The following is a 24,239-nucleotide window of genomic DNA, read 5'->3' on the forward strand; positions in this document are numbered from 1 at the left end:
AGTTAAATTTTTAAATAATTTTTTACCTCTAGTACTTCCCCTTTGTAAATATATATTCGAGGTACCCTCCTCGATATTCCACAATATACTTCATAAGGTATAGTATTTAGTTTTTTAGCTATTTCATCAACAGTTATCTTTTTATCCTGCTGCATGCCAAAAATTACTACTTCATCTCCCACCTCAACATTATCTACATCAGTAACATCAATCATACACTGGTCCATACAAATTCTGCCAACTACTGGTGCATATTTGCCTTTTATTAACACATGATGATTGTTTGACAGCAATCTGTTGAAACCATCTGCATATCCAACAGGTAGGGTTGCTATTTTGCTTTTTCTTTTCGTCACAAATGTTCTGCCATAACTTATATATGACCCTTCTGGCACTTCTTTTACGTATACTACTTTTGTTTTAAATGACATTGTTTGCTTTAAATTCGCTCTTTTTTGCACTTCTTCTGAAGGATAACTGCCATACAAAATTATCCCCGGTCTTACCATGTCTAAATAACTGTACTCAATGTCAAGAATAGCTCCACTATTTGCAATATGCTTTAATGGAATATCTATTTTCCTTTCTTTAAGTTTTTCCAACAATTTTTTAAACATGTCAAATTGCATTTCAGAATAAGTTTTGTCTTTTTCATCCGAAGTAGAAAAATGGCTGAATATACCTTCCAATTCTATTCCCTTCATATTTGCCATTTCTTCAATTTCTCTCTGAGCTATCTCCAAATCCGTATACCCGATTCGTCCCATTCCCGTGTCAATTTTGACATGGACCTTTGCTTTTTTACCTTTATTTAAAGCCATTTTTCCCAGTTCCCTTACATACTTTATATCAAAAACCGTTTGAGTTATATGGTACTCTATTAGGTCTTTAGCCTGTGTCAGTGGAGTATAGTCAAAGATAAGGATAGGAGATTTAATTCCGCAATCTCTTAGTTCCAAAGCTTCATCTACAGTTGCCACTGCCAAGTATGAAACCCCATTTTCTATTAAAACCTTTGCCACTTGACAAGCTCCATGTCCGTAAGCATTCGCCTTTACAACCCCCATTATCTTCACTTTATTTCCTATTAACCTTTTGACTTCGTTTAAATTGTTCACTATATTGTCAAGGTATATCTCCGCCCTCGTGGGCCTAATTTCATCAAACACCATAAAATCCTCCCTTAGTTTATCTCAATGACTTAATTATCTTCAGCACTTCTTTTTCACTGAAAGCATCGTTTATAATTATTTTTATTTGAATACCATTCACTAAGGCAACATACGCTTTTTCTCCTTTATCTCCTTTTACATAGTAGACACCATCTGAAAGTGTTTGCTTTTCACCTTCTTGTGTAAAATTCGAATTTACAGTCTCTACTATTTTAATCATGTTTTCACCTGAAGTATAAATAAGAGTTACTCCATTGTTTTCTCTTTGGTCCACTAAAATATTTAAAAGTTTATAGCCACTTGGCATATAAACAGGAATTAAGGGATTTATTCCACAATATTCATAAACTTCTTTTGCATCTATTGACATTTCATGAGATTGCAAAATATTTATAGCCAAAGTAGTTATGCTATCTTTTGTAAACAGCTTATCATCTATCTCAGGGTTATACTCAAAATCCCGATAAGTAACTTTAGCAAAAACTTCACTGTTAATATCGTATATTGTTAAGACCTGAGGCTTTAAATCTTTTTTTGAAAATCCCATCTCCTCTTTATACATAAATATATTTCTTTCCAAAATAGGAACCGCAATTACATAAAAGTCGTTTGTCTCTTTTTTATCGATTTCTCCACCAGCATTTATATAGTTTTTTATAAAAGAAGTAACAAGAGAATACAACGGCACTTCTTGTGTATTTTCTGCTACGAAGATTTGATTCACTTTTGAAAAATAAACATAGCTTCTATTTCCATTATAGACGATAATTTTATCTGGATTTTTATTTTCATCTAAAACTTCTAATCGATATTTCCCTTTTTTGTAAAATTGCATAACAGTGAATTTGCTGTATATTTTGTTATTATAAAGCTCTATAGAAGCTGTAGCAATATAGCTTTCTAAATTATTCAATTGCTCTTTAATGGAGGAAAAAGGGTCTTTTCCTTTTTTTACTTTTTGGCTGCAGCCAGAAAGTAAAAGTATAAAAATTAACAAAACTCCTACAAAGCGAAATTTCAATACCCACCACCTTCTCACATCCCACATTTAAAAGCTTCAGAAATAAATTCAATAATATTTGTAGCTGTCATACTGTATTCTCCAAAGTGCTCTTTAGCTATATCTCCCGCTTTGCCATGATAAAAAACTCCGTAAACTGCAGCATTTATAGCATCAAATCCCTGAGCCAAAAAAGCTGTAATCATACCGGTTAAAACATCACCACTGCCAGCCGTTGCCATTCCCGGATTACCTGTGTTATTTATATATATGCGGCCATCCTTGCTTCCTATTATAGTTTTAGACCCTTTAAGAACAAGTGTAACTTTATATTTTTCGCAAAAATCTTTTACCACTTCAAATATATTATCCTTTATTTCACTGATTTTTAACCCTGTAAGCCTTGCCATTTCACCATAATGGGGTGTAAGTATGACATTTTTATTCTTTATGACATCAAGACTTCCTACCAAAGCGTTAAGAGCATCAGCATCTAAGACCATAGGTTTGTCAACATTTTTTACAATTTCACACACAAGCCTTGAAATGTCTTCATTATGGGTCATACCCGGCCCTATAGCAATCACCTCACTTTCATCTATCAATTTTAACAATTGATCCAATGCTTTATAAGAGAAAATTCCATTTTCATCTTCTACCCCATAAGTTATAACCTCATAAAGGTCACTTTGTAAAACCTGCTGTATCGTCTGCGGTACTGCCAATTTTACCAAACCGCATCCCGTTTTAATTGCACTTTTGGCACACATATGAGCTGCCCCAGTCATATTTTTTGAACCAGCCATAATTAAAGCTTTTCCGTAGTCTCCTTTGTGAGTGTCTCCATATCTTTTTTGAAGTTTCACATCTTCTAAACCAACTAAACTGTAATTATATCCAACTTCCTCCGCGAGTTTATGGGATATTCCAATATCCGCAACCGAAACCTCACCCGCATAATCAACTCCCGGATATAGTAAAAGACCTGGCTTTAAAAATTGCATAGTCACAGTTTTATGAGCCTTTACAGCACAACCTTCAACACGACCTGTATCTGCATTTAAACCTGAAGGAATATCTATAGATACAACCACTTTATTAGACTGATTTATCATCTCAATGACTTCTCTGTAAATGCCAGTTATTTCTCCCCTAAGCCCTATTCCATAAATTGCATCAACTATGAGGTCACTGTCTTTAATGATTTTTTCTAAGAATTTCAGATGCTTCCTTTGAGTAATTTCTGCCACATAAATTCCCATATTTAATATTGCATCCAAATTTCTCTTGGCATCTCCAGTTATTAAAGCCGGATTAGCAGTTAAAAAGACTTTTACGTCTATCCCCCAGTTGTAAAGGTTTCTTGCTAAGACATAGCCATCCCCACCATTATTGCCTTTGCCAGCTATAATTACTACAGACTTTAAATCATGCTCCTCTAAAAGTTTTTTAACCTCTATAGCAACTTCTCTTCCCGCATTTTCCATCAAGCAAATAGAAGGAATTCCTATTTTTTCTATAGCTTTTTGCTCAACTTCTCTCATTTGTTTTGACGTCAACACTATCATTTTTCTCACCTCCAATGCCAACTGCAAAGCTCACTGCATAATCTTTTGTGTGGGAAATAGAAAGTTTAATAGTCTTTATCCCTTTATGTCCAGCAGCCTCTTTTGCTTTACCCTTTAAAATTACAACAGGTGCTCCTTTTTCATCATGTGCTATCTCTATATCTTTCCATCTAAAACCACTGATTCCTGTACCCAAAACTTTCGAAACGCTCTCTTTTGCAGAAAAAAAGCCTGCAACACTTTGAAATTTTGACTTTTTGCTATTGAAATATTCCACCTCTTTCGCTGTAAATAGCTTTTCTAAAAACTTTGGGTTTTTTTCATATGCTCTCTGTATCCTTTTGACTTCCACAATATCAGTACCCACAAATAATTCCATTTTTCCAAACTCCTTTACCAATCAAGCTACATAATATATTATTTTCTATACTAAATAGCAAAATCCTTCAAAAAAATAAAAGAAGGCGTTACACCTTCTTAAATCGCTATCTTACACAGTTTAACCAGCTTATCATAATCGCTTATGTAATGTTCACACATGTCATCAATCACTTCATAAAGGTGAATTGGCGATAAAGACATTTCCTTGAATAATTCTGCCAGCTTGTCTACTTTTTCAAAATAAGGACTTATATTCACCACCCTTTCCTCCCATTTTTCTACCACATCTTTTTCGTCATCAAAAACTTGTTGGACAATTTCGATTCCATACGACGGCAATTTTACTTCTTCTTTCCCATTAAAAATGCTGATTTCTGACATGACAATCGAATAACGCGTTGTAACTGTTCCCCTTACCTCCTCTGTTGTCGATACATACTCTGCAACTTTCTTGTAATACATTTTACTATCCCCTCCACTTTATTTTTTACTTAAGGTTTTTTAATAAGATTAATTATTAACTTGCAACTTATATTAATATATTCTATTTTTTTCTAAAAAATCCTTTATTTTTTTGAAAATTTTTTATCGACAGAAAAGACTATTTTTCACCTTCAACAAACAATTAACAATGTTCATACCTTTATGAATGGCCTTTTAATAATAAGAAAAATGTTGAATTATATCATTTCAAGCAAGAAAGAAAGCAACAAATGTCGAAAAGTTCCTTCAAAAATTTTTTAACCCCAATAATTTTACAAAATAGCAAAAAATCCTTTAAAATTTGTCGCTTCTACAGCCTTAATATTTTTATTATCTTCTCTTTATACTTCTTGCCAGACCTTTCACCATGTAAAATCATGCTTAAATATGGCTCACTGGTACCTATCAATCGCGACAATTCTTTTTGTGTCATATTCAGTTCCGCCAATCTGTCATTCACTAATTTCCCAAAATCTGTCAACTTTCTTTTCTTCATCAAAGCACCCCCTTGTTTTTTCTTACAAACAAAAGTTAGCATTTTTATTCAGTAGGAATAATAAAATATTTGTGTTAAAATAGATAATGATTAAAAATTAACTATTTTAAATATATATCTGAATTACGAAAATGTCAATACTAATATCGTAATTCAGAAAAACAAAGGAGGAGTGTTATGGATACAGTTGGCGAACGCATAAAATATGCTCGTAAAAAAAATAATTTGACTATAACAGCTTTGAGCAAACTCACAGGATTATCTGTTGGAAATTTAAGTGACCTTGAAAACAACAAATCAATGCCTTCTTCCAATGCTTTGATAAAGTTAAAAAACGCCCTTAATGTTTCAATAGATTGGCTTCTTACTGGCCAACAAATAGAATATGTAAAAGAAGAAGAGGAAAAATACTTATCGAGAGAAGAGTTTGAAAGCATCAGTGAAAAGGATAAAATAATTTTTAAAGCCTTTGAAACATTGCCTGAGGAAAGAAAGAGAGATATAGAAGGATACATAAAAGTGAGTTTGAATACTACTGATTTAGAAGAGTTCATTAAAAAAGAAAAGAAAGTATAATTTTAACCATTATGATTAATTATTAATCATAATGACAAAAGATTACGGCTGCATTTTGCAGCCGTAATCTTTACTCACCCATGAACATTTTCATGTCATCTTCTACGTTTGTGATACCACCAATGCCAAATTTGTCAACTAATACTTTTGTGACATTTGGTGATAAGAAAGCGGGAAGCGTAGGTCCTAAATGAATATTTTTTACTCCGAGGTATAAAAGTGCCAAAAGCACTATAACAGCCTTCTGTTCATACCACGCAATGTTGTAAGAAATAGGAAGCTTGTTTATGTCATTTAAACCAAAGACTTCTTTAAGCTTCATGGCTATCACAGCTAATGAGTAAGAGTCATTGCACTGCCCTGCGTCTAAAACTCTTGGAATGCCGTTTATGTCTCCAAGGTTTAACTTGTTGTACCTGTATTTTGCACAGCCTGCAGTTAAAATGACTGTATCTTTAGGAAGAGCTTTAGCAAATTCGGTATAATAGGTTCTGTTCTTCATTCTGCCGTCACAGCCTGCCATTACGAAAAATCTCTTTATAGCTCCTGTCAAAATTTAAAAAGGATATGCCTTTTAATGTAAAAATCAACAAATCTTGCAGATTTGCAACGTCGTATGTCTTACCGCATACACCTCTCACTGTACACCCTATGCCCTGAGAGGCTTCTTGACATTGATAGCAAAACATACTCATTTTACTTCCTCCTTTTTCTAAGTTCTTGTCCACAAATTATGATAAGCTAAAAACTCAAAAGAATCTGTGATAAAAATCACAAAATAAAAGCTCCAAATGAACATAATTCATTTGGAGTCAGACATTTATTGTATCCATTTCTATATTTTCTATATAAGCATCTGTATTTTCTTCAATATAGTCTACAACCTCTTGAACTATTTTATTTGTTAAAACAGCATCACTGCCACACACCGAAAAACCTATGACAATTGATTTGTGTAAATTTTGGTTTTCTATTTCGGATATAGAAACATTATAGTGACTTTTTACTTTACCTACAATACTTCTTACAATCATTCTTTTTTCTTTTAAAGAATGAACCCAATTTGCACGTAGATATATTTTACAATAAGATACAATCATATATATCCCCTTACCTAATTTCCTCCAGAAAATTTTTACAATATAATTATACCTTACATAATAAACTGTTTCAATAAAATCACACCTTCTCTATCTAACGCGTATTATAAATAGAGTCTGGATAGAGAGGAGTGTGAACATATGAAATGGCTAATTATTCTTGGTTTCGCAATATCATCAAGCATAGATAATTTTGGAGTAGGCATTTCCTATGGTATACGAAATATACGAATAAGCCTTTTTTGTAATACAATTATCGCAGTAATCGCTTTTTTGTTTAGCATATCTGGAATTGTCTTTGGCAAATGGTTAAATTCAATACTTCCAGGGTCACTCCCTATTTTTGTAGGAGCTTTTTTGCTGTTTATAATCGGACTTAGAATTATTTTACTGGCTGTCCCTCGTAAATCTTCTTCACAAAACACACAACAAGTATCATCAAAAACTACTTCTATAAAGGGAATTTTAGAAAATCCTGAAATTGTAGATTTAGATAAATCAGGAGAAATAAGTCTATTGGAAGCAATTCTTTTAGGAATTGCCCTTTCGGCAAATGCCCTGACAAACGGATTAGGAGCAGGGCTTTTGGGCTTTTCTCCCTTTGCTATATCTTTCACTACAGCAATTGGAAGCCTTGTTTCTGTATGGGCAGGAGTACAATTGGGGACAAAAGTTGCTAATATACGAATAGGCTCTTTTACTATCGGACAATTTGGCACAATTATAAGCGGGGTTATTTTACTTATAATAGCTTATAAAGCTTTGTTCTAAGCTTTAATGTACTAAAAGTTTAAGCCGGAAAACCCGGCTTAAACTTTTTATCTATTTTGAAAGTCATACACCATTTTTGATATCTGCCTTATTACAGTATAAGCATAAGAGTCGTCAGAACCATCTACATCATTTGCAAGTACAGTTAATATATAAGGCCTTGTAGGATGGAAAACTATCGCTGTATCATTCACTACATTGGACAAATTACCTATTTTGTGTGCTACTTCTATTTCATCTGGTATAGGATAAGATATTCTGTCATTATATATAGTATTTTTAAGATAATACATCAATTCTCCTGCAGTATCCGGATGAGCATTTACATAATCTAAAAGTTTTTTCATATACATACTCATATCTCTTGGAGAAGTAATATTGCTGCTGTAGGGTATTACATAGGCCCCTAACTCTTCCATAAATTTTATATAATTATCCCTTCCTACAACTCTCATAATCATATTTGATGCAATATTGTCACTTTCTTCAATGGAGCGTCTTGAAAGCTCTCTTATGGTATAATAACTTCCAACAGGGTCTGCCTGTATAGAACCGGCGCCCCCTTCATAGTCAGCTTGAGTGTATTGCACTTTCATATTAGGGTCTATTTTTCCATCCGTTATAAGAGTATAAAGGTAAAAGTTAAGAGGTACTTTATAAGTGCTTGCCGCAATAAACAAATCATAACCGTTTATTTCAAAAGTTTGCCCTGTATTTAAGTCAATAAAGTAAACTCCGTATTTGCCAGGATATTGAGATATTAATGCTTGAATGTTATTTTTAAGTTCTTGATAATTTGTAGCATTGTTCAATTGTTGCGGCACTTCAACAGGCGGATGAGGAATTAAAATCTTTTGCCCAACATATAAACTATCCCCATCACTTAATCCATTTGCATCTATTATATTTTGGACATTCGTTCCATGACGCTTTGCTATAAAGTATAAGTTGTCCCCTGGCTTGACTGAGTAAACTATCGGGTCAGCCCAGGTAACAGTTTCAAGAGCAGCATATGTCTTAGGACCTACAATTCCATCGGGCACAAGATTTTTAGACCTTTGAAAGTCTAAAACCCCATTTAATGTCATTTTTCCAAATATGCCGTCAATAGTACCTGTATCAAATCCTGCATTATTTAATATGGTCTGCAAGTTTTCTACATCAGTCCCATACGTCCCGCTATACAAAAGCCTTGACCCAAAGGTGAATTTTGGAAGATTTCTTGCATACGAAAATATAAGTATCAATACAACAATAGCAATAATAAGAATCCATGAAAATATCTTTTTTATATTCTTCAATTTTATCACCCCATTCAATTCCAATTATACTGTATATAACATCATATTTCAACAAACATATATATCCATATATAACAGCTTATATATATATTTTTATAATAAAAAATTTTCATAATGGAAATATTAAATATGAGGTGATTTAAATATGCGCTCGATGTGGAAAGGAGCAATAAGTTTTGGTCTTGTAAGTATCCCCATAAAACTGTATACCGCTACAGAAGACCATGCCATACATTTTAGGCAACTTCACAAAGAATGTAAATCCCCCATAAAATATGAAAAAATATGCCCTGTATGTAATAGACCCGTTTCAGATGAGGAAATAGTTCGAGGGTATGAATACGAACCAGGTAAATTTGTCATTATAGATGACGAAGATTTGGAAAGGATACCCATGCCAACTGTTAAAACCATTGATATAGTAGATTTTACCGATATAGGACAAATAGACCCCATATATTATGACAAAACATATTTCATTGTACCTGAAGATATTGGAACAAAACCTTATGTGCTTTTAAGAGATTCTATGAAAGAAACAAAACGAGTTGCAATAGCGAAAGTGGTAATCAGGTCCAAGCAAAGCCTCGCATGCATACGAGTGTACGATGAAAAATATTTAGTCATGGAAACAATGCATTTTCCCGATGAAATAAAAAGCACAAACCAGCTTCCTCCCTTAAGAGAAGTCAGCTTACATGAAAATGAAATAAAAATGGCCAAACAACTTATTGATACTTTGACCTCAGATTTCAAACCCGAAAAATATGATGATAACTACAGAAAGACATTAATTGAAATGATTGAGTCAAAGATACAAGACAAAGAAATAGAAATTCCCCAAAAAGCACCTGAAGCCGATAATGTTCTTGATTTAGTAAGTGCACTAAAAGCAAGCATTGAATCTGTAAAAAAAGAAGAAAAAGCAAAAAAAGGACGCAAAAGAAAAGGCGCATAAAGGAAGATCAAATATGTCTATGATAGAAGAAAAAATATCACCTATGCTGGCATCCAGCAGTGACCCTTTTGATAGCCCCGAATGGATATATGAAATCAAATGGGATGGTTCAAGGACTATTGCCTTTCTTTCAAATAAAACAAGACTTCAAGATAGAAAGCTTGTTGATATAACCCACCAGTTTCCAGATTTAGCATTACTTCATAAGCAAATAAAAGCAAAAGAAGCAATACTTGACGGTGAACTTGTAGTTTTAAAAAACGGCAAGCCCAGTTACAAAAGCATTATGTCGAGAAAGCATCAACAAAATTTAGTAAAAATAAATCTTTTAAGCAAGATAATGCCCGTAATTTTCATAACATGGGATATATTGTACTTAGACGGTAAACCTCTTGTTGAATTGCCACTTATAGAGAGAAAAGATATACTTAGAAAAACAGTTAAAGAAAGCGAGGTCATAAAAATATCAGATTTTATATTTGAACATGGAAAAATGCTTTTTGAAGAGACAGGCAAAAGAGGACTTGAAGGAATTGTTGCCAAAAAAGCAGATTCAAAATATTTAATAGGAAAAAGGAGTAAACTCTGGCTTAAGTCAAAACATTTTATTGTAATAAATGCCGTTATTATAGGGTACAGAACTGACAAAACAGCCCTCATACTGGGGCTTTACGATGAGGAGAATAATTTAATAAACATAGGAAGTTGTGAATCAGGCCTATCCCAGAAGGAATTAAAAGCATTCTATGAAGTTGCCAAGGGGATAAAAGCCCCAGATAATTATTATAACTTTAAAGAAAAAAATGTGCAGTGGTTAAAACCTCTGCTAACATGTAAAGTGAGATTTATGGAATGGTCTGAAAACATGAAAATGAGAGCACCTTCTTTTATTCAATTTGAGTATAACGTAAAACCAGAAGAGTGCAGGTTTGAATAAACTCACTTCAAAAACTTAATATACACTCTTCTTCTCCTTGGACCATCAAACTCACAAAAATAAATACCCTGCCAAGTTCCCAAAAGGGGTTTTCCATTTTCAATAATTAAAGTTACTGAACTTCCCATAAGAGACGCTTTTATATGGGCATCAGAATTGCCTTCCATGTGTTTAAAACGCATATTAGGAATTATTTTTTCTAAAGCCGCCATTATATCTTCTCTTACAGTGGGATCCGCATTTTCGTTTATTGTAATTCCCGCTGTTGTATGAGGCACAAAGATAACACAAAAGCCATCAACAACGCCAGATTTTTTAATTTCTTGCATCACCATATCAGTAATATCCACCATAACTTCCCTTGTCGGTGTATTTATCTCCAGAACAACCATAACGACTCCTCCATTTTTTGTTTTCTGGATTTGCTTTTTATAATAGCAAATTGTATGATGGCATGTCAACATGCCTTTCAGACTGTTGACAAAATATCGGGAACCCGTTATGATGAGAAGGGTTCCTTGTTTTTTTAACGGTACAAAGCAAAAGAGGAGAGGAGAAGAAAGATGTTATCAAAGAAACAGGATGCCAGACATCAAATAGAATTTGTAAGCATAGATCAGTTAGTTCCAAAAGATCACCTTTTAAGGAAGATAGAAAGAGTTATAGATTTTAGTTTCATATATGATTTAGTAAAAGAGAAATATTCCGAAGATCACGGCAGACCAAGCATAGACCCAGTAGTACTCATAAAAATACTTTTCATTCAATATCTTTTTGGTATACCATCGATGAGGAGGACAATAGCAGAAATAAAAACAAATGTAGCGTATAGATGGTTTTTAGGGTATGGGCTGACAGAAGAAATACCTCATTTTTCAACATTTAGTCAGAACTACATAAGAAGATTCAAGGGGACGGATATATTTGAAAAAATATTTACGAAAATTTTAGAAGAAGCAATAAAACATGGGCTAGTAAATGCAGAGGAAGTATTCATAGATTCAACCCATGTAAAAGCAAGTGCCAACAAGAAGAAATACACCAAAGAAATAGTAGAAAAAGAAGCCAGGACTTATCAAGAAAAACTAGAAGAAGAAATAAACAAGGATAGAGAGGCTCATGGCAAAAAGCCATTAAAGAAAATCAAGAAGATAAAGACGAAAGAAGTGAAAGTAAGCAAAACAGACCCGGATAGCGGAATGTTAAACAAAAACGGAAAAGAAAAAATCTTTGCATATTCTTTTCACACAGCCTGCGATAAAAACGGATTTGTATTAGGAGTAAAAGTTGAAGCTGCAAATGTACACGACAGTGTGATGTTTCAAGAAGTATTAGAAGAAGTTGAAAAGAGGGTAAGAAAACCGAAAGCAATAGCAGTAGATGCAGGCTATAAAAATCCGTACATATTAAAGACAATATTTGATAGACAAATAATACCAGCAGTACCATACACAAGGCCAAAAACAAAAGATGGTTTCATGAAAAAACATGAATTTGTTTATGATGAATACTATGACTGTTACATATGCCCGCAGAATGAAATATTAACATATGTTACAACCAACAGAGAAGGATATAGAGAATACAAATCAAACCCAGAAAAATGTAAAAACTGTCCTCTAAGAGAAAAGTGTACCCAAAGTAAAGACTACACAAAGAGGATATTCAGGCACATATGGGAAGGATATGTAGAAGAAGCAGAACACCTAAGGCATACACCTTACTGTAAAGAAGTATATGAGAGAAGGAAAGAGACAATAGAGAGAGTATTTGCAGATTTAAAGGAGAAGCATGGTTTGCGATGGACGACGTTAAGAGGGAAGGAAAAATTGTCCATGCAAGCGATGCTTGTTTTTGCTGCCATGAATTTAAAGAAAATGGCCTTATGGTTATGGAGGAAGGGCAAAGGGCCCTTTGACATTTCAAAACTTTATCCATTATTTGGAGTTTTAAAGAAAATTTTATCCAGATATATACAGCCCCTGCTTTCGGTACTAAGAAAACAGGGGCTAAAATTTTGCTTTGTCAACAAACTGTAATGGCATGTCAACATGCCTTTAATATTATTAGTTCATAAACTCACAATTATTTTTTAACTTATTAAAATTCCCTTTCCTTATAAAATATTAGAGATGTGATGTTAATTTAAAAAACCTTTCCCTTTCCCTCCCCTCCACCCCGCATAAAATCTACATGAGATTTTGGAGGTAATAAAGTTTAATCCCCGCTAATACGCTTTGGTAAACCCTCTTTATTATAATATTTTTTCTTCAGGGCTAAAGCCGCATTTACAAGTGCAAGCATTACTGGAACCTCAATTAATGGCCCAACAACAGCAGCCATTGCCTGTCCAGAACCTACGCCAAAGACTGCCACAGCAACTGCTATGGCAAGCTCAAAATTGTTACTGGCTGCAGTAAAGGATAAAGTAACAGTCTGCTCATAATTGAACCCAGCAAGGTATGAGATAAAGAAACTTGCAAAAAACATTATAACAAAGTATAACAACAGTGGAATTGCAATCCTTACAACATCACCTGGGAGTGTAACTATATATTTCCCTTTTAAAATAAACATTATAACAATTGTATATAAAAGGAATATCAAAGCTAGGGGCGAAATTTTAGGAATAAATACTTTTTTGTACCATATCTTGCCTTTTGACCGAATCAAAATAAATCTCGTAATAAAACCTGCAGCAAACGGTATACCAAGATAGATTAGAACACTTTTCGCAACTTCCCAGATAGAAATCTCAACTACCATACCACCCCAAGACAGCCCCAAAATTTTCGGTAGTAATGTAACAAAGATATATATATATAGAATGAATAAAATATTATTTGAAATATTGAGTTTAAAGCTACTAACGCTGCTGCATATTCATTATCACCTTTTGCAAGGGTATTCCATACGATAACCATAGCAATACATCTTGCAAGCCCAATAATAATCAAACCAGTAGCATATTCATGCTTAGAGAGAGCTTTTCTTTTTGTAGTTGTTCGCAAGTAATCCCCTTATTCTTATATAATGATAATTTCTTTTTGTCTTCTTCGCATTGCTTTATTTCGCTTAGCTCTTTTTTTATGGTAGCTGCAGCCGAACAAAAATGGCTATTGATGATCGTATGGTAAAATTTGTAATTTAAGATGAATTTTCTGTATAAAGTTATGCCAATGGCCAGACAGTATAAAAACTGCCTAGCCAAATAAAGTGAGCAAAATTTGCGGCCACTTAATGTGAGCTAAATTCGGTAACAATTAGCAGTTTCCGCAGCAACATCCTCCACCGCTTTTTCCTTGTGATTCTAATTCTTCCATAGCTTCCTTTGTTAAAATATCGCTAATAATTTTATCTATTTTTTTACAAATCTCATTTGCAACTTTATCAACTATTTCTTCATAATCCTGAGGCATTTCTTTTAATGAAACTAATTCAGAAAGTGCTTTTTCCTCTCCAAGTATTTCTGCTACATTAACAACGGCATTTACTTTTCCACTATATTTTTCAGTTGCCCTCATTGCACAAAGTTTTGAACAACCATCAACAGCAATTGTTGGAAATACCTTAGCAAAAAGCCTTTCTTCTTCTCCTCCTGCAATAAATAAAGGAAGGCATATTGTAACGGTCTCTCCCATTCTAAGCTTTTCTAAAACCTTTCTTGTTGCAAGTCTTGATATTGTTCCTCCAAGACATTCTTCGCCACTACATGATACTATGCCAATCTTGGTTTCTTTCATTTATTTCACCTCCAAGTTATCAATTATCTCAACTATTTTATCAGCAATATAATCTACAACTTCCCATCCTTCTTCATTTAAATTCGTAGCTGTTCCCGGTTTCATTGCTCTTTTTTCCTTTGCAAACTCTATGGATTTTAATTCTTCAATCACTTCAGCTCCTGCTTCTTTTGCATTTTTGGCAGCACACATCTTAGGGCAGCCATCAATTGTGATACACTTTTTTCCTTGCATATAATTTTTTATTTCCTCATCTCCTGTAACAAGGTAAGCTAAACATTTAGTTTCTGCTTCATTCTTTTTAAGTTCCCTTACAACCTTTAAAGCTGCTTCTCTAGCTATTAAGCCATAAACCTTTCCCATCCCACTACAAGGTATTACAACAACTTTAGACATGAAACTCATCCACCTTCCTTTTCATTTTTTCAAAGTATTCATCAAACGATAATAAAAACATTTTATCTGAATCAAAATTACTAAGCTCTATATCGGCAATCCATCCCTTTTCATAAGGATTTTCGTTTATATATTCAGGACTTTCTAAAAGTTTCTCGTTTATCCTAACTATCCTTCCGCTAACTGGTGATATAATCTCAAAAACAGCTTTTCCAGATTCAATAGATCCTACTTCATCAAATTGACTTATTTCATTTCCTACAGATGGTGGATTAAAGAACATTATATCGGAAAGACTTTGCTGAACATAATCCGTAACACCAATTCTTGCTAAATTTCCATCAGCATAAACCCAACAGTCATTTTCATTGAAATAAAAGCCAGTTTTAGGCAATCTAAATATAAACTTATCCTTTTTATATATTTCATAATCTATAACTTCTGGAAATTTCAATTCTAAATTTGACAATGTTTTTTGACTGTCTTCCTCTACTAGTTGTTTAATTATTATTTCAACAATCTTTTTTTCATTTTCTCCTATTTTAAGGTCCTTTGAAAGAGTAATGTTATTTTGCTGTGATATTTCAGTTACATTTACCTTTTTATAAACTTTAAGATTCTTTTCAGAGGCAAGCTTTGTTGCACACCTTGTGTTGCATCCATCAATTATTATCAATTGATTTTCATTTGCTAATTTATTATATCTTGCATCGGCAACTCTATAGAATACTGGACAAATTATTTCACAAGAAATTTTTTCTTTTAAAGTTAGTGCTGCTTCCCTTGATACGCAACCTGCACATTTATCTAATCCATTACAAGGCAAAACAACATACTTTTTATCCATTTTGCTCCATCTCCATTCTTAATTGTTTAATCTTCTTAGTCACTTCTGATTTATCTGGAAATGAAAGAGCATCAACTCCACAGGTTTTCCCACAAGCCCTACAAAAGACAACGCAATTATAAGGATTTTTTACTATGACCTTTTTTTCTTCATTTTCTCTAACTTCATATACATCGTGTGGACAAAACTTAACGCATTCAAGGCAATTGTTACATTTATCATAATCAATTATAGGGAACCAATCTATTTTTTCCCTTGGAACTCCCATAAAAGTATTCTCACTCATAACAACTCCTCCTCAAGCCCCAACTCTTTTAATGCATTTTTAACTACCTCTAGTGCTTTTTCATTTGTCATATCCCTTATATCAAGCATAACTGCATCTTTTTCAATGTCAAGTCCCGCTTCTTTAAAGGCATCTTTGAACATTTTTCTTTGCATATTTGGCGCACAGGCGCCAATTATTAATTTTCTATGAGCCTTTAAAAAGTCTGCAAGAAACCTATCTCCATCTTCTTCACAAAGCTGTGGATGAATAAAAGCATATTCCACTGGAAGTTCAACTCTAACTTGATTTATAAAGTCCCAAATATCCATCTTTGAAAATCCTGAACACTTTCCTGTGCAAACACACATAATAAAACCTGGTAAATTCCTTTCACTCATGATAACCCTCCTTCATAGTTTATGAACTGATAAACCTAATGCACCATTTATCGCTTCAAAGACAGCCTCTGATGTTGAAATACAGCCTTCATTTAAACAAACTCCGCCTAGATTCTTTTGTTCTATCAACGTAACTTTTGCCCCTAATTTTGCACCAGTTATTGCTTGGTTTAAGCCCAAAAGCAGCAGCAGAAGCAGGACATGAAATATTCTCGCTGGTAACCATTACTTTTTCTCCATTTCCTACCCTCATAAGCGCCTTGCAGTACCGCGTTTTTGTCACATCATCATAATTATCTTTTAGGTTTTGTTTTTCTTTTTCCTTTAAAAATTTAACCCCAACAGGTTCTCTTTCAAGCCCAAGAATCTCTTTCAATTTGGTGCACATTCCAATAAATTGTTCATTAAGCTCAGCACCTCTCCTTCTAATCCTTTCTTTCACACCATTTCGTTTTTGAGTGAAGTCTTTGAATATCTTTCTGAATAACAGAATACCTTTCTTTATTGCTAACTATAGTTTCGATAATATGTCTCATAACGATATCATCCAAATTCAAGTAATAAAAAATCCATTGTCCTTGTCTTTCGTCTCTCACAAATCCAACATCCCGAAGTTTTGCAAGGTGCCTGGATATTTTAGGCTGTGTTTCCTCCATAATTTCGCACATCTCACATACGCAAAGTTCTTTATGAAACAATAAAACCAAAATCCGCAGCCTTGTTTCATCGGACAAAACCTTAAAAAATTCTACCAATTTATCCATCGCTCCACCCTTTCTTCATCATTTTTGGTTATGGAAAAAACTTTTTATAATCTCTTCAACCTTTTGTTCCACTTTGTCCATATTACTCACATCATTGAAGTTTTTGTTTTTTTTCAATGCCGAAATCACTGGTCAGCACTATTTCTTCATATCCTGTTATTCCTACTTTATCCAATGCTTTTGATGAACACTTCATTGGACAGCCGTTTAGTGCAATAAACTTATCATTTTGCTTCGCCATGTCAATAATCTTTTCAATTCCTAAAGGGAGTCCTAATGCGCAAACCATGTTAATTTTTTCATTGTCTACATACTTCAATGCTACCTTACTTGTCATATTCCCTACATTACATGCCCCTTGGCAAGGCAAAATACCTAACTTCATAAAGATCACTCCTATAATTATATTTATATACAAATGTGCGTATATAAATATATCATACTGAATTGTATTTGTCAAGAAGTTGAAGAGACTGTTAATTTTAAAAAAAACTCTTTCCCTTCTCCTCTCCTCCAACCCGCATAAAATCTACATGGAATTTTATGGGATGGAATAAAGTTTTTCTGTGAATCAGTATTATTTTTCCTATTATTTTCCAAATACTGCTCTAATTTGTGTGAAAAAAGTTGGTCCGAAAGGGGCAGGATCATGGTTCAAGGAAAAAAGGGATAAGTGGCGTAAGCCCTATATTTTTCAAGGCTTTACCACTTCAAATATCTTTATAAGATTTTACTCAAAAGTGCAAATATTACAAAATAAACTGAAGTAAATAGCGAAAACTCTATTATGATGCTTTTATACTGTTTGTTTTTAAATTTTTCTTTTGTATTTTTATCTAAAAGTAGCATAAAAACTATATAAATTACACCTGTAATTAGGCTTTGTATAAGTTTATCTAACACTTATGTTGCACCTCTCTTTATAAGTCTTTTAAAATTTACATAGCTTTATTTAAAGTCATAAAAACTACAAAATAAACCAACATGTTTTACTTTAAGGCCCTGTATTTCTGTTTCATTTTTGCTAGAGTAAAAACCTCTATCTGCGGCAACTTCTTTAGGTGCTTTATTTAAAATCTTTATAGACTTCTTCACCATTGGTACGGCCAGGGTTTTGTCGGCAGGATTACCTTCTTCAACATGACTGCAAGCTATCAAACCTTCTTCTGATTTTACCAATACTTCTTTTCTGCCAAATTCTATCTCGGCCTTTGCTTTACCTCTTTTTATAGGCCTTGCTTCCTGAGCGAAGATGCTGACTATCCTGTTGGGAATGGAAATAGTAGTTTTTAAAGGCTAAAACATCATCATAAAATCCTGTTTTAAATATCAAAATATTAACTCCTATTATAATTATTGCTAAGATAACTAAATATAAAGCACCCCCAAAAGCATCTAAAATATTTAACACTCGCAGTAATTCCCAAACCAAATAAACAGGCACTAAACCAAAGATCAAAATATAAACCATTGATAATAAAAACATAGTTACTTTAAACGCTATTTTATTCCCTTTATAATACAAAAATATATTGAACAAAATCAGTCCATTAATGATGATTTTTTCTGCTAATCCCTTAATACCATTAGATATTAAATTAACAGTAAAATCTCCGAACAAAATAAGAATTAAAATAATTATACCAGTATTTACAATTTTTCTGCCTCTGTTAACCTGTTCATTATTAAAAAGCAAAACTATCTCCCTCTCCAGTTTTAGTATCTTCTTGTTCCACAATCTCAATCTAATTATAACAAATTTTCTCTTGAAAAAATTTGTTAAGAACTATATCATTCTTAATGGAAAAACTTTTTTCCCTTTTTGGAACGACATTTTTACTCACGGAAAAACTTCCGCCAAAAACAATTTCCAAACTTGATCCTTATCTCCTTTTTCCTTGCCCCTAACTATGTTAATTTGTAAAAAACCCTTTCCATTTCCAATCCCTCAAACCCGCATAAAATCTGCATGGCATTTTCTGGGAGGCAATAAAGTTTTTCCTTAGTGCAGTAATATTTCTCCTATAATTTCCCAAACACTGCTCTACTTTGTGCGAAAAAAGTCTTTCCAAATGGGGCAGGGTCAAGGATAAAAGGAAAAAGGGATAAGTGGCGTAAATTCCGCATTTTTTGAGGCCTTATCACTTATCCCTTCTCTTATTCCTTTACCCTTTATCCTTATCCCTTCATCTATCCTTTTCCCTTTTTTACCCCTCAACGGAACCACTTTTTTCACATGGGGAAAAAATTTTTTTGAAATATACATACACTTCAGCCTTTTGACCTCCATTACTCTACAGTTACTGATTTTGCAAGGTTGCGTGGTTTATCTACATCGCAGCCTTTTTCAACTGCCATATAATATGCTAAAAGTTGCAAAGGCACAACTGTCAATACTGGAGTAAGCTCTTTAAGCGTTTCAGGTATATATATTACTTTATCTACAACGCCCTCCAGCTGCAAATTACCTTGCTTTGCAAAGGCGACTAAAAAACCACCTCTTGCTTTTACTTCTTTTATATTGCTGAGCATCTTTTCAAAAAGGTCATCTTGTGTTGCAAGAGCTATCACAAGTGTTCCATCTTCTACAAGGGCTAAAGTTCCGTGTTTTAACTCACCAGCCGGATAAGCTTCTGAGTGAATATAGGATATTTCTTTAAGTTTTAAGGAACCTTCCATAGCAACAGCATAGTCCAATCCTCTTCCAATGTAAAAAACGTCTTTTGCGTTGTAATGTTCATAAGCAAATTTTTGAATTGTCTCTTTGTTGTCAAGAAGGTACTGAACTTTTTCTGGGAGCTTCTTTAATTCTGTACAAAGTTCCATAACCTTTGTTTTAGTTATTGTTCCTCTTTTTATTGCAAGGTCCATAGCTATAAGATAGAGGGCTACAAGTTGCGTAGTATAAGCTTTGGTAGAAGCTACAGCAATCTCTGGTCCCGCCCATGTGTATAGTACATCATCTGCTTCTCTGGAGACAGAACTTCCAACGACGTTTGTAATGGCTATAACTCTTGACCCTTTTTTCCTAGCTTCTTTTAATGCAGCAATGGTATCTGCTGTTTCCCCCGACTGGCTTATTACAATTGTAAGAGTTCTTTCATTTACTAAGGGGTTTCTATATCTAAATTCTGAAGCGACATCTACTTCAACGGGTATTCGCGCAAGATTTTCTATGACGTATTTGCCAACTACACCTGCATGATAAGCTGTTCCACAGGCCACAATAAAAATTTTATCTATCTTTTCAAGGTCTTCTTTAGTAATTTTCACATCATCTAAAACTATTTCTGAATCATCAATTATTCTGCCTCTTAACGTATCTTTTATAGCGCTTGGCTGCTCGTGAATTTCTTTTATCATGAAATGTTCATAACCGCCCTTTTCAGCCGCCTCTACATCCCATTTTACTTCAAAAAGCGATTTTTCTACTTGCCTTCCAAACATGTCTATAAACTCTACGCTGTCTTTTTTAATTATGGCAATCTCATGATCATCAAGAAAATATACACTTCTTGTATGTTTTAATATAGCTGGGATATCAGATGCAATAAAGTTTTCACCATTGCCTATTCCAACTATAAGAGGTGCTTCTTTTCTTGCAGCTACAATCATATCGGGATTGTTTTTGCACAAAACACCTAAAGCATAAGAGCCTTCAATTCTGTCTAATACTTTTTTCACAGCCTCTACTATATCGCCATTGTAATAATATTCCAACAAATTTGCTACAACTTCTGTATCAGTCTCAGACTTAAAGGTATAACCTTCCTCTAACAGCCACTTTTTCAGTGGAAGATAGTTTTCAATTATGCCATTGTGAACTACTGCAATTAGCCCTGATTGGGACAAATGAGGATGAGAGTTTGTATCAGACGGTTCGCCATGCGTAGCCCACCTTGTGTGTCCTATGCCTATTGTCCCTACCATATTATCTTTTTCAACAAGCTCTTTTAGGACGTTTAACCTTCCCTTTGCTTTCTTTATATTTATATTGCCATCATTTAAAATGGCAATTCCTGCCGAATCATAGCCTCGATACTCCAATTTTGTCAAACCTTCTAAAAGTATTGGCGTCGCCTGTTTATCGCCAATATATCCTACAATTCCACACATACTCGGTCTCCTCTCACTTTTGTAATAAAGATTCCTCCCTGCCCGGACTGCTTTATGCCACAGTCGCCTGTGGTTTTACCAGTCCTTTATCGGTCGCAGGGAAACCGCAGGGCACCCGCCGATAACTCGATAAACCCTGTCCTCGTCAGCTTAAAGTGTATACTTTAAGCCCAGGCGCTTTTTAAAGTTTTAGCTTTTGCCTATCTGCTCTTTTTCAATAAGCATCCCCCCTTTCAAATAATACCTTTCGCACTTTTATTTAATTTAATTTTCTTTCTATTAATTCGGCAAGTTCTTTTGCCATTTGACTAATTTTATTATAATCTTTTCCTTCTACCATAACTCTCACAAGAGGCTCAGTACCCGAGGGTCTTATAAGTACTCGTCCTTCTCCTCTCATTTCCCTTTCTAAGTTTTCAATTTCCCTTTTTATTTCTTCATCCTCTAAATAAGCATGTTTTAACTCATTTTTTACTTTTGCATTTATAAGGACTTGTGGGTAAGTAACCATGCAGGCAGCTAACTCTGACAATTTTTTGCCACTTTCTTTTAAAATAGAACAAAGTTTTAAAGCAGTAATTTCCCCATCTCCAGTAGTATTGTCATTAAGGAAAATAATATGGCCTGATTGTTCGCCACCAATAGAATATCCGCCTTTTATCATTTCTTCTAAAACATATCTGTCTCCTACTTTTGTCCTTATGAGATTAATCCCTTGCTCTTTAAGTGCAATTTCAAAACCGATATTGCTCATAACCGTTGCCACAACTGTGTTATTTTTTAACCTACCTTTTTTCTTTAAATCTATAGCACATATTGCCATTATGTGGTCTCCATCAACAACGTTTCCTTTTTCATCAACTGCAATAAGCCTATCAGCATCTCCGTCAAAGGCTAAACCTATGTCGGCCCCATTTTCTATGACGAGTTGTTGCAATTTTTCAGGATGAGTAGACCCACAATTGACATTTATCTTTTCCCCTATAGGCTCTGCTCCATGTAATATGACTTCCGCCCCTAGTTCTTTAAATAGAATTGGCGCTACTGTGCTACTAGCTCCATAAGCACAATCAATTACAATTTTCATTCCCTTTAAATCCCCATCAATAGTAGACTTTAAGAACTCTATGTAATCTCTATGAGAATTTGTGTATTCTTTCCTGGTACCTATTCCCGTCCCAATAGGAGAAGGCAACTCAATTTTTTCTTTTATTATATTTTCTATTCTATCTTCTACTTCATCTGGCAATTTATACCCATTTTTATCAAAAAATTTTATCCCATTGTACTCTACGGGATTATGAGATGCCGATATCATAACTCCAGCATCTGCTTGATATAATCGGGTAAGGTAAGCTATCGCTGGTGTAGGAATTATCCCCACACTTATGACCTCCGCCCCTACAGAGGTAAGGCCAGCAGCTAATGCGCATTCTAGCATGTCGCTAGAAATACGGCTGTCTTTTCCCACTACAATTTTGGGCCTATGACTTCCTTCCGTCAAAGCATATGCTCCTGCTCTTCCTAGTTCAAAAGCAAGTTGTGGAGTCAAGTCATAATTAGCTATACCTCTAACACCATCTGTACCAAACAACCTTGCCATTTTCTATCTCCTCTCAATAAATCATACGATAATATTTTATCACAGTGAAAACCATATTTCAATTTACACTATTCCTCCAACATTGTTAATATATTTTGCATAACTTTGTCTCTCAATTCAATAATTTCCATCTTTATATCAATATTCAGATTTGGGTAAATTGGTTCCCCTATTTTTAGTTCAATTTTTCCCCTAAATTTAGGAAAATATTTGCCAAAAGGTAGTATTTCTCTTGTGCCTTTTATAGCCACTGGCACAATGGGCTTTCCCGATTTATATGCTATATACATAGCCCCTTCATACATTTTTTCTACTTTGCCAGTTGGTGATATTCCTCCTTCTGGAAATAATCCTATAGAGTTTCCCTCCTTTAGTCTAAATAACGCCTGTTTTATGCCATTTAAATCAGGCGAATTTTTCTTTATGGGAATTGCTTTATCAATTTTTAAAAAATATTTTAAAAAACGTCTTTTATAAAGTTCAGAACTTGCTAAAAATATAACGGGTCTTTTTACAGAACAGGCTACCACAACTGGGTCTAGCAAACTTTGATGGTTTGCAACAAAAATACAAGCTCCCTCAGGCAAATTTTTCTCACATTTTACTTCAAAGGAATAGAATATCTTAAGAATCAATTTAGCAATAAACCGTAAAATTCTATATAACAAAAAAATAATACCTCCCTTCCTTCATGACAAGTTCATAAAACAGTGCTATAAAATATATTCGTCATAATATTTGACAATCCTTCTTTTAATAAAAAGGAGGAAGATAATCTCTTCCTCAGTTTATCTCAAGTCCTTTTTTAAATGCATTTATATTTAATTCAACAAATTTTTGTGGCACGTTATTTTTTATTACCTCTTCCCAATCAATGCCTTGTAGTCCTAAATATTTAACAAGTACTCCTAAAAGAACTATATTTTGAGCCTTTATATTTCCAAGGCTCTCTGCTATTTTATCTGCATCTACTGCAATTGTCTTTACGCTTTTTGATATTTCCTCAATTAAGTTCTTGGGATACTCTTCTTTGCTTATGAGCACAGAAAGTGGAGGTATTTCTACCGTATTTACAATAACAACGCCGTCTTTTTTAAGATAATTTAACCATCGCACAGCTTCCATTTTTTCAAAGGCTACGATAACATCAGCAGCCCCAACTTCAATGACTGGAGAATAAACTTTTTCTCCAAACCTTATTTGAGTATTGACACTTCCTCCTCTTTGAGACATGCCGTGGACTTCTGACATTTTTACATCATAACCACTTTTTAATAGTCCTTCCGCCAAAACATTACTGGCTAGAATAGTGCCTTGCCCTCCTACCCCTACCATTAATATGCTTTTCACTTCTTGCACTT

General features: G+C 33.9%; 33 protein-coding genes and 1 pseudogene. 5 read left to right on the forward strand and 29 right to left on the reverse strand.

The annotated features are described in order from the left end of the window. Nucleotides 1-2 precede the first annotated feature (2 nt). The 6 genes from alr to TKV_RS09220 all read right to left on the reverse strand — a co-directional run bounded on the left by alr (nt 3) and on the right by TKV_RS09220 (nt 5,100). A complete protein-coding gene (alr, locus tag TKV_RS09195) occupies nt 3-1,169 on the reverse strand; it encodes an alanine racemase (protein WP_049686269.1) in 1,167 nt (388 codons plus the stop codon). A gap of 19 nt (nt 1,170-1,188) precedes the next feature. Then, complete coding sequence (locus TKV_RS09200; RefSeq protein WP_148307263.1) at nt 1,189-2,193, reverse strand: LolA family protein; 1,005 nt, start codon at nt 2,191-2,193, stop codon at nt 1,189-1,191. A gap of 14 nt (nt 2,194-2,207) precedes the next feature. Further along, the gene (locus TKV_RS09205; RefSeq protein ID WP_049685684.1) at nt 2,208-3,740 is read right to left on the reverse strand and encodes a bifunctional ADP-dependent NAD(P)H-hydrate dehydratase/NAD(P)H-hydrate epimerase; all 1,533 of its coding nucleotides are present in this window, start codon (nt 3,738-3,740) and stop codon (nt 2,208-2,210) included. Then, the gene (gene acpS / locus TKV_RS09210; RefSeq protein ID WP_049685685.1) at nt 3,703-4,119 is read right to left on the reverse strand and encodes a holo-ACP synthase; all 417 of its coding nucleotides are present in this window, start codon (nt 4,117-4,119) and stop codon (nt 3,703-3,705) included. Before acpS ends, TKV_RS09205 begins: the two co-directional genes overlap by 38 nt. A gap of 98 nt (nt 4,120-4,217) precedes the next feature. Further along, nucleotides 4,218-4,583: a DUF6514 family protein gene (locus TKV_RS09215; protein ID WP_049685686.1), complete on the reverse strand. Its 366-nt coding sequence runs from the start codon at nt 4,581-4,583 to the stop codon at nt 4,218-4,220. A gap of 331 nt (nt 4,584-4,914) precedes the next feature. Further along, the gene (locus TKV_RS09220) at nt 4,915-5,100 is read right to left on the reverse strand and encodes a helix-turn-helix domain-containing protein (protein WP_049685687.1); all 186 of its coding nucleotides are present in this window, start codon (nt 5,098-5,100) and stop codon (nt 4,915-4,917) included. A 177-nt stretch (nt 5,101-5,277) separates the two neighbouring features. Between TKV_RS09220 and TKV_RS09225 the strand changes: the two genes are divergently transcribed. Further along, the gene (locus tag TKV_RS09225) at nt 5,278-5,676 is read left to right on the forward strand and encodes a helix-turn-helix domain-containing protein (RefSeq protein WP_003867464.1); all 399 of its coding nucleotides are present in this window, start codon (nt 5,278-5,280) and stop codon (nt 5,674-5,676) included. 70 nt (nt 5,677-5,746) lie between these two features. Here the strand turns inward: TKV_RS09225 and TKV_RS09230 are convergent. The 3 genes and pseudogenes from TKV_RS09230 to TKV_RS09240 all read right to left on the reverse strand — a co-directional run. Continuing rightward, a pseudogene (locus tag TKV_RS09230) lies at nt 5,747-6,232 on the reverse strand (hydroxylamine reductase); the annotation flags it as partial. Beyond that, nucleotides 6,186-6,371, reverse strand: coding sequence for a hypothetical protein (locus TKV_RS12875; protein WP_049685689.1), 186 nt, complete (start codon nt 6,369-6,371; stop codon nt 6,186-6,188). The pseudogene TKV_RS09230 and the gene TKV_RS12875, both read right to left, overlap by 47 nt. A gap of 117 nt (nt 6,372-6,488) precedes the next feature. Then, nucleotides 6,489-6,776 (reverse strand): DUF503 domain-containing protein, encoded by a 288-nt coding sequence (locus TKV_RS09240; protein ID WP_049685690.1) that lies wholly within the window; start codon nt 6,774-6,776, stop codon nt 6,489-6,491. A gap of 117 nt (nt 6,777-6,893) precedes the next feature. Between TKV_RS09240 and ytaF the strand changes: the two genes are divergently transcribed. Then, on the forward strand, nt 6,894-7,547 hold the full coding sequence (gene ytaF, locus TKV_RS09245; protein ID WP_394214530.1) for a sporulation membrane protein YtaF: 654 nt from the start codon (nt 6,894-6,896) through the stop codon (nt 7,545-7,547). Between the two features lie 47 nt (nt 7,548-7,594). Here the strand turns inward: ytaF and TKV_RS09250 are convergent, their stop codons facing one another. Next, complete coding sequence (locus TKV_RS09250; RefSeq protein WP_173402338.1) at nt 7,595-8,848, reverse strand: serine hydrolase; 1,254 nt, start codon at nt 8,846-8,848, stop codon at nt 7,595-7,597. Between the two features lie 145 nt (nt 8,849-8,993). Here TKV_RS09250 and ku point away from each other — a divergent pair, with 145 nt between their 5' ends. Both ku and ligD read left to right on the forward strand, forming a co-directional pair. Continuing rightward, the gene (gene ku / locus TKV_RS09255) at nt 8,994-9,806 is read left to right on the forward strand and encodes a non-homologous end joining protein Ku (protein WP_049685693.1); all 813 of its coding nucleotides are present in this window, start codon (nt 8,994-8,996) and stop codon (nt 9,804-9,806) included. Between the two features lie 13 nt (nt 9,807-9,819). Further along, on the forward strand, nt 9,820-10,743 hold the full coding sequence (ligD, locus tag TKV_RS09260) for a non-homologous end-joining DNA ligase (RefSeq protein WP_049685694.1): 924 nt from the start codon (nt 9,820-9,822) through the stop codon (nt 10,741-10,743). A gap of 2 nt (nt 10,744-10,745) precedes the next feature. On the opposite strand, the gene TKV_RS09265 is transcribed toward ligD, so the two are convergent. Beyond that, nucleotides 10,746-11,135, reverse strand: coding sequence for a secondary thiamine-phosphate synthase enzyme YjbQ (locus TKV_RS09265; RefSeq protein ID WP_049685695.1), 390 nt, complete (start codon nt 11,133-11,135; stop codon nt 10,746-10,748). Nucleotides 11,136-11,306: 171 nt separating this feature from the next. Between TKV_RS09265 and TKV_RS09270 the strand changes: the two genes are divergently transcribed. Further along, a complete protein-coding gene (locus TKV_RS09270) occupies nt 11,307-12,782 on the forward strand; it encodes an IS1182-like element ISTte1 family transposase (RefSeq protein WP_049685696.1) in 1,476 nt (491 codons plus the stop codon). A gap of 178 nt (nt 12,783-12,960) precedes the next feature. On the opposite strand, the gene TKV_RS09275 is transcribed toward TKV_RS09270, so the two are convergent. From TKV_RS09275 to TKV_RS09355, 18 genes are all read right to left on the reverse strand, one after another. Continuing rightward, complete coding sequence (locus TKV_RS09275; RefSeq protein ID WP_322785805.1) at nt 12,961-13,509, reverse strand: arsenic resistance protein; 549 nt, start codon at nt 13,507-13,509, stop codon at nt 12,961-12,963. After that, on the reverse strand, nt 13,503-13,754 hold the full coding sequence (locus TKV_RS14285; RefSeq protein ID WP_322785806.1) for an arsenic resistance protein: 252 nt from the start codon (nt 13,752-13,754) through the stop codon (nt 13,503-13,505). The genes TKV_RS09275 and TKV_RS14285 overlap by 7 nt, the downstream gene beginning before the upstream one ends. Nucleotides 13,755-14,006: 252 nt before the next feature. Beyond that, the gene (locus TKV_RS09280; RefSeq protein WP_049685697.1) at nt 14,007-14,486 is read right to left on the reverse strand and encodes a putative zinc-binding protein; all 480 of its coding nucleotides are present in this window, start codon (nt 14,484-14,486) and stop codon (nt 14,007-14,009) included. Then, on the reverse strand, nt 14,487-14,882 hold the full coding sequence (locus TKV_RS09285) for a putative zinc-binding protein (RefSeq protein ID WP_236617246.1): 396 nt from the start codon (nt 14,880-14,882) through the stop codon (nt 14,487-14,489). It lies immediately after the preceding gene. Beyond that, complete coding sequence (locus TKV_RS09290; RefSeq protein ID WP_049685699.1) at nt 14,875-15,729, reverse strand: putative zinc-binding protein; 855 nt, start codon at nt 15,727-15,729, stop codon at nt 14,875-14,877. The genes TKV_RS09285 and TKV_RS09290 overlap by 8 nt, the downstream gene beginning before the upstream one ends. After that, nucleotides 15,722-16,015, reverse strand: coding sequence for a 4Fe-4S dicluster domain-containing protein (locus TKV_RS09295; protein ID WP_049685700.1), 294 nt, complete (start codon nt 16,013-16,015; stop codon nt 15,722-15,724). The genes TKV_RS09290 and TKV_RS09295 overlap by 8 nt, the downstream gene beginning before the upstream one ends. Then, entirely contained in the window at nt 16,012-16,395 is a 384-nt protein-coding gene (locus tag TKV_RS09300; protein WP_049685701.1) for a hypothetical protein, read from the reverse strand. The genes TKV_RS09295 and TKV_RS09300 overlap by 4 nt, the downstream gene beginning before the upstream one ends. 88 nt (nt 16,396-16,483) lie before the next feature. Beyond that, nucleotides 16,484-16,837 (reverse strand): DUF169 domain-containing protein, encoded by a 354-nt coding sequence (locus TKV_RS09305; RefSeq protein WP_049685702.1) that lies wholly within the window; start codon nt 16,835-16,837, stop codon nt 16,484-16,486. Then, nucleotides 16,821-17,159, reverse strand: coding sequence for an ArsR/SmtB family transcription factor (locus tag TKV_RS09310; RefSeq protein WP_049685703.1), 339 nt, complete (start codon nt 17,157-17,159; stop codon nt 16,821-16,823). The genes TKV_RS09305 and TKV_RS09310 overlap by 17 nt, the downstream gene beginning before the upstream one ends. A gap of 91 nt (nt 17,160-17,250) precedes the next feature. Further along, nucleotides 17,251-17,544, reverse strand: coding sequence for a putative zinc-binding protein (locus TKV_RS09315; protein WP_049685704.1), 294 nt, complete (start codon nt 17,542-17,544; stop codon nt 17,251-17,253). 335 nt (nt 17,545-17,879) lie between these two features. Continuing rightward, nucleotides 17,880-18,062: a hypothetical protein gene (locus TKV_RS09320; RefSeq protein ID WP_049685705.1), complete on the reverse strand. Its 183-nt coding sequence runs from the start codon at nt 18,060-18,062 to the stop codon at nt 17,880-17,882. Nucleotides 18,063-18,107: 45 nt separating this feature from the next. Continuing rightward, nucleotides 18,108-18,338 (reverse strand): hypothetical protein, encoded by a 231-nt coding sequence (locus TKV_RS09325; RefSeq protein ID WP_049685706.1) that lies wholly within the window; start codon nt 18,336-18,338, stop codon nt 18,108-18,110. 37 nt (nt 18,339-18,375) lie between these two features. Beyond that, nucleotides 18,376-18,855, reverse strand: a complete 480-nt coding sequence (locus tag TKV_RS09330; RefSeq protein WP_049685707.1) for a hypothetical protein — start codon at nt 18,853-18,855, stop codon at nt 18,376-18,378. Between the two features lie 387 nt (nt 18,856-19,242). Next, nucleotides 19,243-19,395 (reverse strand): hypothetical protein, encoded by a 153-nt coding sequence (locus TKV_RS13020; RefSeq protein ID WP_158506604.1) that lies wholly within the window; start codon nt 19,393-19,395, stop codon nt 19,243-19,245. Nucleotides 19,396-19,448: 53 nt separating this feature from the next. Next, nucleotides 19,449-21,275 (reverse strand): glutamine--fructose-6-phosphate transaminase (isomerizing), encoded by a 1,827-nt coding sequence (glmS, locus tag TKV_RS09340; protein WP_049685709.1) that lies wholly within the window; start codon nt 21,273-21,275, stop codon nt 19,449-19,451. Between the two features lie 259 nt (nt 21,276-21,534). Then, a complete protein-coding gene (gene glmM / locus TKV_RS09345) occupies nt 21,535-22,878 on the reverse strand; it encodes a phosphoglucosamine mutase (protein ID WP_049685710.1) in 1,344 nt (447 codons plus the stop codon). Between the two features lie 68 nt (nt 22,879-22,946). Then, nucleotides 22,947-23,546, reverse strand: coding sequence for a lysophospholipid acyltransferase family protein (locus TKV_RS09350; RefSeq protein WP_049685711.1), 600 nt, complete (start codon nt 23,544-23,546; stop codon nt 22,947-22,949). Nucleotides 23,547-23,661: 115 nt separating this feature from the next. Then, nucleotides 23,662-24,237, reverse strand: coding sequence for an indolepyruvate oxidoreductase subunit beta (locus tag TKV_RS09355; RefSeq protein WP_049685712.1), 576 nt, complete (start codon nt 24,235-24,237; stop codon nt 23,662-23,664). Nucleotides 24,238-24,239: the final 2 nt, after the last annotated feature.

The organism is Thermoanaerobacter kivui (genome assembly GCF_000763575.1).
Lineage (GTDB): Bacteria > Bacillota > Thermoanaerobacteria > Thermoanaerobacterales > Thermoanaerobacteraceae > Thermoanaerobacter > Thermoanaerobacter kivui.